The organism is Oceanobacillus sp. FSL K6-3682 (assembly GCF_037976165.1).
Classification (GTDB): domain Bacteria; phylum Bacillota; class Bacilli; order Bacillales; family Amphibacillaceae; genus Oceanobacillus; species Oceanobacillus sojae.
Window position 1 is genome coordinate 921,889 of record NZ_CP150263.1, and the last position, 14,016, is coordinate 935,904.

16 protein-coding genes are annotated in these 14,016 nt (G+C 37.3%); 10 read left to right on the plus strand and 6 right to left on the minus strand.

What is annotated here, in order from left to right:
• Positions 1–11: 11 nt before the first annotated feature.
• The 3 genes from MHH51_RS04705 to MHH51_RS04715 all read left to right on the plus strand — a co-directional run bounded on the left by MHH51_RS04705 (position 12) and on the right by MHH51_RS04715 (position 2,415).
• Positions 12–1,388 (plus strand): MFS transporter, encoded by a 1,377-nt coding sequence (locus tag MHH51_RS04705; RefSeq protein WP_339284749.1) that lies wholly within the window; start codon positions 12–14, stop codon positions 1,386–1,388.
• A 63-nt stretch (positions 1,389–1,451) separates the two neighbouring features.
• Entirely contained in the window at positions 1,452–1,643 is a 192-nt protein-coding gene (locus MHH51_RS04710) for an FMN-binding protein (protein WP_147210880.1), read from the plus strand.
• 322 nt (positions 1,644–1,965) lie between these two features.
• Entirely contained in the window at positions 1,966–2,415 is a 450-nt protein-coding gene (locus tag MHH51_RS04715) for a hypothetical protein (protein ID WP_339284751.1), read from the plus strand.
• Between the two features lie 99 nt (positions 2,416–2,514).
• On the opposite strand, the gene MHH51_RS04720 is transcribed toward MHH51_RS04715, so the two are convergent.
• From MHH51_RS04720 to MHH51_RS04730, 3 genes are all read right to left on the minus strand, one after another.
• On the minus strand, positions 2,515–3,423 hold the full coding sequence (locus MHH51_RS04720) for a hypothetical protein (protein ID WP_156985690.1): 909 nt from the start codon (positions 3,421–3,423) through the stop codon (positions 2,515–2,517).
• A 12-nt stretch (positions 3,424–3,435) separates the two neighbouring features.
• Positions 3,436–3,792, minus strand: coding sequence for a hypothetical protein (locus tag MHH51_RS04725; protein ID WP_156985689.1), 357 nt, complete (start codon positions 3,790–3,792; stop codon positions 3,436–3,438).
• A gap of 299 nt (positions 3,793–4,091) precedes the next feature.
• Positions 4,092–4,286, minus strand: coding sequence for a hypothetical protein (locus MHH51_RS04730; RefSeq protein WP_147210883.1), 195 nt, complete (start codon positions 4,284–4,286; stop codon positions 4,092–4,094).
• A 261-nt stretch (positions 4,287–4,547) separates the two neighbouring features.
• On the opposite strand from MHH51_RS04730, the gene MHH51_RS04735 reads away from it, so the two are divergent.
• The 7 genes from MHH51_RS04735 to MHH51_RS04765 all read left to right on the plus strand — a co-directional run bounded on the left by MHH51_RS04735 (position 4,548) and on the right by MHH51_RS04765 (position 9,702).
• Positions 4,548–5,396, plus strand: coding sequence for a helix-turn-helix domain-containing protein (locus MHH51_RS04735; protein WP_339286251.1), 849 nt, complete (start codon positions 4,548–4,550; stop codon positions 5,394–5,396).
• Positions 5,397–5,498: 102 nt separating this feature from the next.
• Positions 5,499–6,089 (plus strand): hypothetical protein, encoded by a 591-nt coding sequence (locus MHH51_RS04740; protein ID WP_339284753.1) that lies wholly within the window; start codon positions 5,499–5,501, stop codon positions 6,087–6,089.
• A 135-nt stretch (positions 6,090–6,224) separates the two neighbouring features.
• Positions 6,225–6,494 carry a YhdT family protein gene (locus tag MHH51_RS04745; protein ID WP_147210885.1) on the plus strand — a complete coding sequence of 90 codons (270 nt, stop codon included), beginning with the start codon at positions 6,225–6,227 and terminating at the stop codon, positions 6,492–6,494.
• A gap of 41 nt (positions 6,495–6,535) precedes the next feature.
• Positions 6,536–7,969, plus strand: coding sequence for a sodium/pantothenate symporter (gene panF, locus MHH51_RS04750; RefSeq protein ID WP_339284754.1), 1,434 nt, complete (start codon positions 6,536–6,538; stop codon positions 7,967–7,969).
• A 102-nt stretch (positions 7,970–8,071) separates the two neighbouring features.
• Entirely contained in the window at positions 8,072–8,536 is a 465-nt protein-coding gene (locus MHH51_RS04755) for a hemerythrin domain-containing protein (RefSeq protein WP_339284756.1), read from the plus strand.
• 217 nt (positions 8,537–8,753) lie between these two features.
• Positions 8,754–9,089 (plus strand): DUF5362 family protein, encoded by a 336-nt coding sequence (locus tag MHH51_RS04760; protein ID WP_147210887.1) that lies wholly within the window; start codon positions 8,754–8,756, stop codon positions 9,087–9,089.
• Positions 9,090–9,213: 124 nt separating this feature from the next.
• Positions 9,214–9,702 (plus strand): GNAT family N-acetyltransferase, encoded by a 489-nt coding sequence (locus MHH51_RS04765; protein WP_339284758.1) that lies wholly within the window; start codon positions 9,214–9,216, stop codon positions 9,700–9,702.
• Positions 9,703–9,722: 20 nt separating this feature from the next.
• Here the strand turns inward: MHH51_RS04765 and MHH51_RS04770 are convergent, their stop codons facing one another.
• From MHH51_RS04770 to MHH51_RS04780, 3 genes are all read right to left on the minus strand, one after another.
• Complete coding sequence (locus MHH51_RS04770) at positions 9,723–11,696, minus strand: acetoacetate--CoA ligase (RefSeq protein ID WP_339284760.1); 1,974 nt, start codon at positions 11,694–11,696, stop codon at positions 9,723–9,725.
• A 296-nt stretch (positions 11,697–11,992) separates the two neighbouring features.
• A complete protein-coding gene (locus tag MHH51_RS04775; RefSeq protein ID WP_339284762.1) occupies positions 11,993–13,159 on the minus strand; it encodes a conserved virulence factor C family protein in 1,167 nt (388 codons plus the stop codon).
• A gap of 240 nt (positions 13,160–13,399) precedes the next feature.
• Positions 13,400–13,930, minus strand: a complete 531-nt coding sequence (locus tag MHH51_RS04780) for a type 1 glutamine amidotransferase domain-containing protein (RefSeq protein ID WP_156985684.1) — start codon at positions 13,928–13,930, stop codon at positions 13,400–13,402.
• Positions 13,931–14,016: the final 86 nt, after the last annotated feature.

Sequence of the window (14,016 nt, forward strand, 5' to 3'; positions counted from 1 at the left end):
GAGGAGGAGAAATGCAAAATAAATTAGAAAATAAAGGCGTCATTATTGTAACACTGGCTACTGCATTTTTGTTAACGTTTTGTCAGTTTCTATTAATTACGTCTTATCCGACAATTATGAGAGAATTTCAGGTTAATGCTACCGAGGTTCAATGGCTGACGACTATTTACTTATTAACAACGATTGTATTTATTCCGCTGACCGGGTATTTGTCCAATCGGTTCTCAACGAAGGCGCTTTTAATCTTTGCACTCATTTGTATGGCAGCTGGTCTTGTTGTAGGGGCGCTCTCACAAAGCTTCATACAATTAATTCTTGCGAGGGCAATGCAGGCAGTTGGAACAGGTGTTATATTACCTGTTATCCAAACGATTTTAATTACTGTGTTTCCTAAAAATAGACGAGGATTTGCTCTGGGGTTATTAGGTGGAGTAGTCAATGTAGCACCAGCAAGCGCGCCATCATTGACGGGAATGATTATTGATGTCTTCCAATGGCGTATACTTCATTGGTTTATGCTGCCATTAGTTCTGGTTCTATTAATCATGGCAATTTTCTATATGAAAGATGTTTTGAAAAAGCATGAAGCACGGCTGGACATCCTTTCTGTAATTCTATCAGCAGGGGCTTTTTCTTTGTTTATTTTTAGTATTAGTAATATTAGTATCGCCGGGCTGAATCTGATGTTAGTTATCTTACCATTTTTAATCAGTGTCATTCTTTTATATCTTTTTGTCAGACGGCAATTGGCGATTCAAATCCCGGTACTCAATGTCCGCTTATTTCAAAACAGGACTTTCTTGTTAACGGTAGTGCTTATTTTTATGAATATGATGCTGTTACTTTCAGCAGAAACGATATTGCCGATGTTTGCTCAAAATGTATTAGAAACAAGTGCCTTTTTATCCGGCTTTTTATTAGTTCCAGGTACGGTTCTTCTTTGTATTGTATCTGTTATTTCAGGAAATTTATATGATCGGTTTGGTGGAAGAATGCTATCTATTATTGGTTTTTCCTCTACATTACTTTCCTTAGTTCTAATGATAAGCCTGCATATCGACAGTTCTCCATTCCTGATAATGATTTATTTTTGCTTCTTTATGACAGGCTTTGGACTGACGCTGATGCCTTTAGTTTCTGTCAGTGTAGATGTATTGGATGAGAAGGAGATGGCGCATAATTCGGCCATTATTAACACAGTGCGCCAATTGGGGATGGCTTTTGGTGTTGTTGTATTAACCACTGTTATCAGTGTGACCACTTCTATGATGGATGTCTCGGAGCAAGTAGGAACATATTGGGGCACAACATATGCATTTATTATTATGGCTGTGCTGGCCTTGCTTGGAGTTTTGTTGTCGATGCGCATTAAGGAGAAAACAGAATAGTGGAGTGTTGTTTAAGAAGCATCAATTAGGAGCTTGCGATTACATAGGATAAATGGTTATTGAATGTGGGCAATTGCATTATTGGGAAAGCAGAGTGAGATTCTTGATAAGCCGGACGATCTGGATACCGTTTTAAAAGAAAAAGTCAATGATCTGGAGAAGAATCCGGGTGCTGTTTCTCCTGCCTGGACACAGTACCGGGTCGTTGCCAAGGAAGCAGAATTCTGGCAGGCAGCAGAAAGCATGCCAGGTTAAAATATCAATTAATAAATGGAGTATGGGAAAAATATTTATTATGGCCTTGAAATTTGGTGAAAAGAAGCGCTAAACAACAGTGTTTCTTTTTTTTGGTTAAATGTTACCCTTACCCGAAAAAATAATACAAGATTTAAGAGAATTTATTTTACCTAAAGTAATTAAAAGAATATAAAAAACACTGACCGGCACTGTAGTTCGTTACAGTAAGTCTGAAAAGATCGAATCCGCATATATCGTGGTGGAAAAATATGGATATTACGATTTAAAAATCTCTATAAGAAATCATCCAATTTACACTACTGTAGATAAGGTTTTTTATATGACAGATTATACTGGATTTACGAACTTAGAGGAATCCATTATAGATTATGTAACTACTTTTGATTGGGAAACGAAAAAACAAAAATATCAATTACGAAAGTCTTCTTCAAAAAATTTAGATGCTACAGAGAATAATTTAAAAAGCTACAAAAAAGAAAATCAGTATGAAGTTGATATGCTAATCAATATTATTAAAAAGAGGTCCAATATAGATGGAAAGCAAGTTGAATTAAACAGTATTAATACTTTATTGTTGTCTGTTACTCATTTATCGAAAAAAGAAAAATTGAGACTCATAAAAGACAGTTTAACAATGCAAATTAATAAACCGGTACATATTATACCTATCAAGCAACATAAAGGGGTTTTTATAACTAAAATAGAAGATTATAAGGATGTTGTACTTTTTGTAAATAATGGTAAAGCATTTCTAACGGAAATTAATTAAAAGATAAGGGAAGTACTTCCCTTATCTAAATTTAAATAAAAAAAGAAGCAGACTAACCCCGTGAACAAGAGGGAAAATCTGCTTAATATTTTTTCTTATCTAATTTAATGTAAAATTGGCTCTCCAAGTCCATTCATCATATTGACTTGGCAGCCCTGATACAGATACACCGCCTAAAGCAACACTAAGCGAAAGGTTATTTGGTAGATGAGGATGAATATGATGAGCAGAAATGGTTAATTGTTCTCCTGGCTTATATTGATTTTTAGATATATTTATTTGTTCATGCATAGATCCAAATCTACCTTGTACCCTACAAGTTTGATCTGGACAAGGAAACCGATACTCGCCTGTGAATCCATAATTACTGCTTAAATCCATAGGCATTGAAAAGTAAATAGTATCTCCAACAGGGTCAATTGCAGAACCCTCACCATAGGCAGTACCACTAACGGGTTGGCCAAATGCTCCCCAATGAACTCCTATCTTATCTTTAAATGTAAAAAACGGAGTCTGTTCCCAATGAACTCTATATTGAACTATGTATTGATACTGTGAGCTAGTCTCTCCGATTTTAAATAAATTAACACTGCCATTCCAATCACCATCTGAACAATTACCGTTAGTATCACTTGGTTTACAAGAGGCTAACGTGCCAACTTCTTCAGATTCTTCATCATCAATTATAAGTTTATGATCTACTTCTTCACTGTCAGGTTCTACTTTCATGCCGCCTAATTCTACAAATTCTTGTTTTAAATCAATAGGATAATGATTAATATCTTCCATCGAGTGACCTATTTCAATAAGTATTTGATTGAGTTCTTCTTCGTTTAGATTTTTTGCGTTTTCTGCAGGAGCTACTCTACCATCTTCCAAACTCTCAATATTTAATGAGTCATTTGAATCTTTTTCTTTTGCATCAACACTAGAAGAATCAGTATGAGTAAAAAACAAAAATATAATTGAACTTACAAAAACTACTATAGATAATAATGATTTTTTCATTTGTATCCCCTTTCAATTGTTTTCTAATAGGTACATATTTTTCAGGGTATATTTCTCGCCATTCAGACTTTTCAAACCATTTTCCTTAATAACATCTACGTGGTAATATTCGTTCACTTTAATAGAATCCCATCCTCTATTAAAAGATACACGATTGGAATTTTCATCAATAAATTCAAAATTACTATCAATTTCTACAGTAACTGTTTCTCCCCAATCAATAATTTGAAAAGTAAGAAAATAGCTTGCGTCAGTATTTTGCACCTCTAAAATTTCAACTAGACCGATATATTCCTTTTTCACACTATAAAATAGTAAAAAGCTTACTATAACAAGTAAAATACTTATTACTAAAATTATCTTTTTCATAGTGTCCCACCTTAACAATCAATTTTATTACATTTAATGACTTTAAAATATACTATAGTACCCTCTCCTTTCCAATTTGGAACCAATTCTACCATAAATAACTATTAAAACAACCCCCACACTAAAAAATATTCAAAAAAGTTTATTTTTACAAACGCAATAATAAACTATTAATCTTAAAGAACAGGGGAAGGAACAATTCAATTGAAAATAAAATAAGATAAGGTTTCACCTTTATCTCAATAAACTTCCACGACGGAATTGTCTTCTTTTATTTGGAAGTACCTTACTTCGCCGTCTCAATGTTCGAATACAATTTCACCGGAAAAATGAGCTACTAAAAAGTAGTAAAATACCTGTTCATCTTCTTCACCAGGATCTAGTAAAAAATAACCTTGTGAAAAATCTTGCTCTGGATTAATACTTCTTTCGTCAAAAATCCATTCCCAATTGCCACCGTCAGGTCTAATATCATCATGCACTATTTCTACCATCGGAGCCTGTCTAGGTATGGCTGCAATGCCATGGAAATGATGAAGTCCCCGGACTACACCATTGATGAATTTAAATAATAGGAATGAAGTTGAATTTCATTGTATGGATTGTAATAACACAGTGTTTGAATGATATCAGGAAGAAAAAAACAATCATTTCGCAAGATATATCAAAAAGTTGATAGAGGGTTTTGATATTCTATAAATAAAGGAGGGGAGCTTACGTTGAATAACTATGAATTCGTTATAAAACAAACCATTATGTATATTGAGGAGCATCTGCATGAGCCTCTTACATTGGAGTATATTGCTTGGCAATCAAGCTTTTCGAAATTCCACTTCCATCGAATATTTCAATCATCGGTAGGAATGACGATTACTGAATACATTCGGATGCGGAGGTTAGCAAATGCTTCTGTCGCCTTACTCTATTCAAACGAACGAATTCTTGACATTGCATTATACTATCAATTTGAATCACAAGAATCCTTTACAAGAGCATTTAAAAAAATATACAAGTTACCCCCCGGTCAATATCGCAGGCTGATGTCTGACGTGATAAAAAATAAGGAGGAATCGTACATGGAAACAAAAATAAAAGGTTGGTTTCTGAGTGGGTCAGATCCGTTTAGTTATGAAATGGGAGTTGATCATGAGATTGTTCACCAAGGAAAGGCATCTGGTTATTTGAAATCCAAAACAGTACTTGATTCAACGAATTTTGCAACGATGATGCAGGCTTTTAAGGCCAATCAGTTTGTCGACAAACGTATTCGGCTTTCATGTTTTATCCGTACAAAAGATGTAGAAACATATGCTGGGATGTGGATGCGGGTGGATGACACAATGGAAGATGTTGTTCAATTTGATAATATGAGTAATCGCCCTATTAAGGGCACTACAAACTGGAATCGTTATTCTATTGTTTTAGATGTACCTGAAAAAAGCGCTGTTATTTCGTTTGGTATCATTTTATCTGGCCAAGGAACGGTGTGGTCAGATCAATTTACCTTTGAAGAAGTAGATGAAAGTACTCCGGCAACGAATCTGGAGATACAGGGTGAGCTGCAGGATAAACCAGTAAACCTGTCGTTTGAAGATGAAATATGATGGAAGCCTGAATTTAATACAGCTTCATTTGAGTTTTAGTAAGGAGTATTACAGCATCTCGAGAAGGGATGATCGATGTAATAAAAAGTGGAGGTGAATGAAATGTTAGGTGAGTTATTGAACGTTATTAAATTCTTGCTCGAAATATTTAAAGGGAATATACCAATAATGCAGTTATACGTAATAGCAGGGATTTTATTGCTGGCAGTTGTTTGTGAAATTATATATGAAATGAAAAATGGGAAACATCGTTTATGGTATCTAATAATAGAACGCACCTTTCTAAATATAGTAGGTCTGTTATTCTATATAAGCTTTTATATGTTTGGTTTAAAAACTTTACTAAATATTTGGCCTTCCTTGATTTTAAATAATTCTATCGAAGCAGTAAGCTGGCTGGCAATAAACTCCTACATGAGTTTTGTTCTATTGATTCCTCTTGGGTTATATACAGTTAAGAGCAGAAACTTCAAATTTAAAGTATTTGGAGTCAGCTCTCATTTAATTCTTACCGGAGTTATTATTACGCTGGTTAATCGCTATTTTGCATTCAATATTGATTTTCCGGTACTATTAGGGATTTTGAATACCCTTGTTAATTCAGGGTTAACATTTTTTCTTATTAAATTTGGATACAATAATGAAGAAAGGCAGAATAATACACGAAAATTATACAAGGCGACTTCTTCTTGATAGAAAGTCGTCTTTCTTCTTAAGGGGTATAAAGAAAATTTCCTTCATTCCTATTTACTGTTAATTAGTTTACAGTGAATAGAAAGTTGATTATAGTAAAAAAGAAAATAATCTATTCTGGATAGGAGCTTCTTTATGGAAAGAAAAGAATGGACGGATAAACGCTACAAAACTGCTAACCGTGAAGCTTGGCTGGGCGTAGGTCTTGTTATTTTTAATTTTATCTGGTGGTTTGGTTTTGCCTATGGGCTCGGGAATAAATCCCCGGAATCCTATAATTATATATTAGGCTTCCCAGCTTGGTTTTTCTTTAGCTGTATTCTTGGATTTATTGTGATGATGATTTTAACAATCCTTGTTGTTAAGTTCTTTTTTAAAGATATATCCTTAGAAGAGGAAGAGTAGATAAAAGACATTATATCTTATATACCAAAAGGAGTTCACTCATGAATTGGGAAGCAGTTTTACCATTATTTATCTTTATTAGCCTTGTTTTTATAGTGGGTATTTGGGCAGGTAAATTTGTCAGCCGCTCTGACTCGTTTTTACAGGAATATTTTCTTGGCGGAAGAAGTCTCGGCGGATTTATTTTGGCAATGACACTGGTAACTACATATGGAAGTGCGAGCAGCTTCCTGAGCGGGCCGGGAACAGCTTATAATGAAGGGCTTGGCTGGGTATTGTTATCCATGACACAGCTGGCCACAGGATATTTTGTACTGATGGTGCTAGGGAAACGGTTCGCTATCGTTACAAGGAAGTACAAGGCGGTTACGATTGTTGATTTTTTAAAGGAAAGATATCAGTCAAAATGGGTTGTACTTCTTTCGGCAGCCAGTATTTTGATTTTCCTGTTCTCAGCGATGTCTGCACAATGGATTGGCGGTGCACGCCTGGTTCAATCATTGACCGGAATACCTTATTTTACAGCTTTATGTATTTTTTCGTTTGCTGTTTTAGTATATGTTGTCGTTGGCGGATTTCGGGCAGTAGCTATTACAGATGGAATTCAGGGGATTATTATGTTTCTGGGCACGCTTGTTTTACTAGTTGCAGTTATTATTGCAGGTGGCGGCGTATCTCAGATTATGAGTGATCTGGCTGCAGAGAACCCCAATCTTCTTACGCCATTTGGTTCAGATGGAAGCCTGACGCCTGCTTATGTCTCTTCCTTTTGGGTATTAGTCGGAGTCGGAGTCGTTGCTCTGCCGCAGATTGCTGTCCGTGCCATGTCCTATAAAAATGCAAAGGCGCTGCATCGCGGTATTATTATCAGTACCTTTGTTGTCGGTTTTATTATGCTGAATATGCATTTAATCGGTGTGTTTGGCAGGACAGTACTTCCAGGGATTGAAATAGGCGATACAGTTATGCCAGAGCTAGCGCAGGCCGTTTTACCAGGCTGGGCAGCAGGAATTGTTTTGGCTGCTCCGATGGCAGCGATTATGACAACAGTTAACTCGCTGCTGTTAATGGTAAGTTCCACAATTGTAAAAGATGTCTATTTAAATTATGTCCGTCCAGATGCAGGTGATAAAACCATTCGCAGATGGAGTATGGGTGCTACCGCGTTAATAGGAATCATTGTTGTTTTCATGTCGCTGCAGCCGCCAGATTTAATTATCTGGCTGAATTTATTCTCCATGGGCGGTCTGGAGGCTGCTTTTATCTGGCCGATTATTCTCGGGCTTTATTGGAGGAGAGGTACAAAGCACGGAGCCATTGCTTCGATGCTCACCGGTGTCATCAGCTATATTATCTTTGAAACTTTTTATCCGCAGCCATTTGGAATGTATTCTGTTGTAACATCTATGCTTTTGGCTTTAGCTGCATATATTTCAGGAAGCGTATTATCTGAAAAAGAAATCATAAAAAAGTAAAATAGTATAAAAGCAGATAGTCTTTGGTTTATACTAAAAAAAAGGACTTTTCTCTATTTTAACCGGGAGAAGCTGATCAGAAAGTGTCGGAGGTGTTTTATTGTGAAAAAGCAGAGGCATGATGGTTTGAAACCATTATCACATCACCATCATCATGCGTTAGTACAAGCGTTGGAATTAAAGCAGGCCGGTACAGAAAAGACAGATAAATCATTAGGACAATTTATTCGGGGTCTTATTGATTATTGGGAAAAGGATGCTGTTCATCATTTTCGGGATGAAGAAGAAGTTTTGCTGCCCCTTTATGAAGTATTTGCTGAAAAACCAGATACTGAATTAATGAAAGAAATGCTTTATCAGCATCTACAAATTCGCGGACTCATTTATGCTATACGAGAAAACAAGGAAGATCCATATGAAAAGATGAATCGTCTTGGTGAGCTTTTAGAGAACAATGTTCGTTTTGAGGAAAGAGAGATATTTCCAATAATAGAGGAAGCTGTTCCGGATAAATATCTGCATCAAGTATACGGAAAATTCCATCGTGATTCTTATAGCGGTTTTTAAATAATTGAAGAAATGCTGATTGTGGGAAGTTTATCCCTTAATCAGCATTTTTATCTGATGGTTCCCTTTTTATCCTGTCGGGCAGAACAGGAATCACAAATTTTAATCTTTAGAACGTGATAAGTGGTAAATAAATCAAATAATGAACTGGAAAATGTTTAACTAATCGATAGAAGGTGAATATAGTACTAAAGTCGTTAACAGGAGAGGAATTTTTATGGAGTATTTAGAAAGGGACAATTTAAAAAGAATAGCAAAATGGGGGAAATTAGTTGGTGTGACATCCATTATATTCAGCTCATTATCTATTATTGTAAGTTTCTTTGGGAGCCTCGGCGGAATTATCGGTGGTGTGACGGGAATTATAACGGGTTATCTCTTTTATCAGACAGGTGTGGAAGCTTCCAATATTATATCTTCAGATGATTTAACAGCAGGTAACGTGAATGAGCTGTTAAATAAGTACGGGAATTTATTATTAATCATGGGGATTTTAACAATTATTTCATTAGTATTGATTATCCCGTCAATTATTATATTACTATCCATGTGATAAAAAAGAGAATAAGGTATTTCGCTGACTCGATTAAAAATGCTGATGGAAGGGCAGACCGCCCTCCATCAGCTGTAATTCTATATGAGTCAGCAATATAGTTGCGGGTGAGGGAGAGGTTTTTGTGAGTGAAATACATATAACGACTTTTCCGCAAGAAGATACAGCGGAGATTGTTGACTTGTTTTACGCTACAGTAGAGAAAGTAAATCGAGCAGATTACAGTGAGGAGGAAATTGCCGCCTGGGCTCCTGCAGAAGAGAAAGAGAATATATTAAAGGAATGGGGAGCTTCTCTATTGAAAAATCAAACCTTCGTCGCAAAAATAAAGGAGCAAATTGTCGGTTTTGCTGACATTCGAGCTGACGGTTATTTAGACCGCCTGTATGTACATAAGGATAAACAGCGTTTAGGAATTGCTTCCGTTTTATTAATAGAGACAGAGAAGTGGGCAAGGAAGAAAGAAATTCCGCTTATTTGGACTTTCTCAAGCATTACAGCAAGGGGATTTTTTGAAAGGTATGGCTTTGAATTAATTGAAGAAGAAAATGTAGAGAGAAAGGGCGTTTTATTAACCCGGTTTAAAATGAAAAAAATGCTGATTGAAGAGTAAGTCTCCTCAATCAGCATTTTTTATATTTTCTTAGCTAAGTCGATAAAATAATCCAGGCTGTCAGGGTTAATCAGAGAGCCTTTATTAATAACTGTCGCAGCATCCTGTCCCATCAGGATTTTTTTAACGGGAATTTCAACTTTCTTTCCATTCAGGGTTTGCGGAAGCTCTTCTACCCTGTAAATATGTGTAGGAACATGTCTTGGCGAGCAATGTGTACGCAGCTGCTGCTTAATTTCCTGTTCCAAATTTTCGGTAAGCTCTTCTCCATCTTTGAGAACAACAAATAATGGAGTAATGGAATCACCATTTCCTTGAGGAAGGTCAACCATTAAACTGTCCTCAACTGCTGTAACTTGGTCTGCAGCACGGTAAATTTCACTCGTTCCAATTCGGATGCCGCCACGGTTAATAGTAGCATCAGATCTTCCGTAAATAATAGCGGTATTTCTATCTGTTAATTTTATATAGTCTCCATGACACCAAACTCCCGGAAAAGTATCAAAGTAACTATGGTACATTCGAAATCCGGATTCATCATTCCAGAAATAAATTGGCATACTTGGAAATGGAGCAGTCAGAACAAGCTCACCAATCTCATTTGTTAAAGCATTGCCATCCTCATCAAAGCTTTCAATTTTCGCTCCCAGACCTGCACATTGAATTTCACCGGCATATACTGGAAGAATCGGAGAGCCAAGTAAAAAGGCTGTACATACATCTGTACCTCCACTTACGGAAGATAGCCAAATATCATTCTTTACATGTGTATAGCACCACTCGAATCCTTCTGGGGAAAGCGGAGAGCCTGTTGAACTGATATTTCTCAAATGGGATAAATCAAAATTATTCTTCGGCATCATATTTTCATTCATACAAGCAGTTATAAAGCTGGCGCTGGTACCAAATACATTCATTTTTGTCTGTTCTGCAAGCCGCCATAAAACCTGTTTATCCGGATAAGCCGGGCTCCCGTCATAAAGAATAATGGAAGCTCCGGTTAATAATCCGCCAACAAGAAAATTCCACATCATCCAGCCAGTTGTTGTAAACCAGAAGAAGCGTGAACCCGCGCTTAAATCCATATGCAGATGGACCGCCTTTAAATGCTCCAATAAAATTCCGCCCTGGCTATGTACAATGGGTTTCGGTTTACCTGTTGTTCCAGAAGAATATAATATCCAAAGCGGATCATTAAAGGCAACAGGTGTATAAGTCATTTCCAACTTTTCTTGACAGCCTGTTGCATCCTCCCAGGAAATTGGATGGACACAGGTGCTGAAATCGGCCTGATTATTTAGATAAGGAATAGTTATCGTCGTTTTTAAGGAAGGAAGTGCAGATTGCAGCTTTCTGACAACATCTAATCTATTAAACTTCCTGCCATTATAAGAATAACCGTCGACAGTAATCATTGCTTTTGGCTCAATTTGCTGGAAGCGCTCCATCACACTTTGTGTCCCAAAGTCAGGAGAGGCGCTGGACCAAACAGCACCCAGGCTTGCAGTTGCCAGGAAAGCAACGACAGTTTCATAGATATTTGGTGCATAGCAGGCAACACGATCTCCTTTTTGAATCCCTTGTTTTTCCAGTGTATTTTGAAGCGCAGCAGTATCCTGGTAAAGTTTTTCCCAGGAAACTTCCTGCCGCTGCCGTTTTTCTGATGTATGAATAATAGCCGGGCTATCTAGCGATTTATTTCGGAATACATGCTCTGTATAGTTGATGGTTGCTTCAGGAAACCATTTTGTGCCGATGATCTGCTTGCTTGAACGAACGTTTTGATACGACTCGTGCGACTGGATTTTAAAATATTCCCAAATGGATTCCCAAAATGTATCAAAGTCCTCCACAGACCATTTCCATAAAGTATGGTAATCTTTCGTTTGAATTTGTTTATATTCTTGTAACCAAGTACGATAAGAAGTGATATTTGCCTGCTCCACTTGTGTTTTACTTGGTTCAAAAAGCAAAGTACCCTCTTTTGTATCCATTTATAAAGTCCCCCTTCAAGTACTTCGATACTCTTATTATAAGAAAACGCTTTCTGTACGTAAAGAAATTGGAAAGGAAAATATATGTTTTCAGAGGTCACACCAAGGTACAAAATGGTATTTTCTTCATTTACAGTAACTACTGAAAGAGTTGGAATGAAGTACAACGCGTGTGAGAATATATATTAATAATATGTATGGCTGATGTGATGTATTTCTAGATTTATTCATTTTAACTTTTCAATCCAACGATAGAAAAAGCTAATTCAGAAGCAGTTGCTCTGAATTAGCTTCCATCAGTCTTTGAAAATGTCTGTTTTTGATCTTGTTGCCTGTGTCATTTGATGCCAAACAGAGCCTTTTACCTGTTTGCCGCCTTCAATACGCTCCAGGGCTAATTTTATCTGCATACGGACCTCAAATTCGGGTTCATCATCAGCAGCTTCTTGAAGAGCAGGGACGGCAGATGCATCTCCGACTTCATATAAAAACATTGCTCCACGCCAACGGACAATTCGGCTCTTATCTTTTAATGTTTCCTTCATATTTGGAATAGCCTCTGTAAAACCTAAGTCAGAAATACAATCTCCGGCAGTTCTCCGGACATTGACGGCTTTATCAGCTAATGCTTTATATAGTAATGGCAACGCAGCTTTATCCTCCAGCATTCCTAAATAAGCTGTTGCCAGTCTGCGGATAGATGCTTTTTCATCGTGGACAGCTTTTTCCAAAAGGGCAAGATCGTCCAATGTCGGGTCTAAACGGTCCAGCGCAGCATAGCGTTCACGCCAATCAGGATTATCCAGTTTTTCAATCGGAACATGCTGATAATAGTTTGTTGTGTTGCCTGCACTTTCATCATTTTGCAAAGCCATTTGTACAAGGGTATCCAAGCGGTCCTGGTCATAGCTTGCTTTTAGCTCCTCTACAACATCATATCCTATTTCTTCCAGACTTCCATAGCGTGGATGCTGTTCTTCCCATTTCCGATCCAGAATGATATTGTCAGAGGCAGTGGAAGCCTCCATTACTGCATTGGAAAAGCGCTCTGGCAGCCCGAAGCGTTCTTCTCTATCTCCTTCTTCCAGCTTTACCTGCATAGGAATTCCTAAAAACATCTGAATGAAAACATGAACTTCTCCAAATGCTTCAGAAGGAGCCTGCGGAGCATTAGATAGTTCATCCTGCTGATCGAACGCTTCCTCTGTTCCCAATACGTTTCGGACTTGAGGCAGTAGTTCTTCCCAGGGTGTTTTTGGATTCCTTGCTAAAGCAATAAAATCAATAACACGATAGATATTTTTAACCCCTTCCAGAGCAAAAAGCTCCTGCACATATTCCGGTGCATGAGCTAAATCGTCCTTGTCACTGTAATTATACGTTTCGTCAGGGGGTAAAGTCTCATTCACATTGATTTTCATAGAATGTGGGCTGGGTGTTGGTTCTATAGAAACAATTCTCATATAAAAACTCCCTTAAGTGGATTTTTACAAAGTCTAATAAAAATGACACTGCGAATTTCTTCGTTAGCTTGCTTTTCCGCTGGGGTTGCGATTACTCACCCCAGGAAAACCGCTGCTCATGTATCTAAAAGCATACATTCCACTGGGGACTGCGATTACTCGCCCCATGAAAAGAGCTGCTCAAAGCTGCGCTGCCTCAAACTTCTTGATCCTTTTTATCAAACTTTATAAACACTTATTTTAACGGCTGTATTCTTCCATCACTTTGATTAATTCACGTAAATAATCTGGTAGATCAGGCGGTCTTCTGCTTGAAACAAGGTGCCCATCAGAAACAACCGGCTCATTAACCCAGGTTGCACCAGCATTGGTCATATCGTCTTTAATTCCCGGTGTACTGGTTACAGTTTTGCCTTCTAAAATATTTGCAGAGATTAATACCCATCCGGCATGACAAATTTGTCCGATAGGCTTTTTATTATCATTCATATGCTTAACGAAGCTGATAACTTCAGGGAAACGGCGAAGTTTATCTGGAGCCCATCCTCCAGGAACCAGAATTGCATCATAATCTTCTGGATTCACTTCTGAAAAAGCATAATTAGATTCAGCAGGAACACCATATTTTCCTATATATTTTTGATTAGCAGCCTGTCCGACTAAATCTACCCTGGCGCCTTCTTCACGTAGACGGTGAACGGGATACCATAGTTCTAAATCTTCAAAATCATGATCGACAAGTGCAATAACTTTTTGATTCTGTAAACGCAAAATAATCCCTCCATTCTGTATAAAGTAAGTGTAACAGAATGGTATGAAAATGACGATTAGAAAGGCTTCTATACTATAATCCAGTA

Coding starts and splice junctions, on each gene's coding strand:
- MHH51_RS04730 (WP_147210883.1), bottom strand. CDS start 4,286: ATGGTAGAAATAGTGCATGATGATATTAGACCTGACGGTGGCAATTGG.
- panF (WP_339284754.1), top strand. CDS start 6,536: ATGAATTGGGAAGCAGTTTTACCATTATTTATCTTTATTAGCCTTGTT.
- MHH51_RS04720 (WP_156985690.1), bottom strand. CDS start 3,423: ATGAAAAAATCATTATTATCTATAGTAGTTTTTGTAAGTTCAATTATA.
- MHH51_RS04775 (WP_339284762.1), bottom strand. CDS start 13,159: ATGAGAATTGTTTCTATAGAACCAACACCCAGCCCACATTCTATGAAA.
- MHH51_RS04725 (WP_156985689.1), bottom strand. CDS start 3,792: ATGAAAAAGATAATTTTAGTAATAAGTATTTTACTTGTTATAGTAAGC.
- MHH51_RS04735 (WP_339286251.1), top strand. CDS start 4,548: ATGTATATTGAGGAGCATCTGCATGAGCCTCTTACATTGGAGTATATT.
- MHH51_RS04740 (WP_339284753.1), top strand. CDS start 5,499: ATGTTAGGTGAGTTATTGAACGTTATTAAATTCTTGCTCGAAATATTT.
- MHH51_RS04710 (WP_147210880.1), top strand. CDS start 1,452: ATGTGGGCAATTGCATTATTGGGAAAGCAGAGTGAGATTCTTGATAAG.
- MHH51_RS04745 (WP_147210885.1), top strand. CDS start 6,225: ATGGAAAGAAAAGAATGGACGGATAAACGCTACAAAACTGCTAACCGT.
- MHH51_RS04715 (WP_339284751.1), top strand. CDS start 1,966: ATGACAGATTATACTGGATTTACGAACTTAGAGGAATCCATTATAGAT.
- MHH51_RS04760 (WP_147210887.1), top strand. CDS start 8,754: ATGGAGTATTTAGAAAGGGACAATTTAAAAAGAATAGCAAAATGGGGG.
- MHH51_RS04770 (WP_339284760.1), bottom strand. CDS start 11,696: ATGGATACAAAAGAGGGTACTTTGCTTTTTGAACCAAGTAAAACACAA.
- MHH51_RS04705 (WP_339284749.1), top strand. CDS start 12: ATGCAAAATAAATTAGAAAATAAAGGCGTCATTATTGTAACACTGGCT.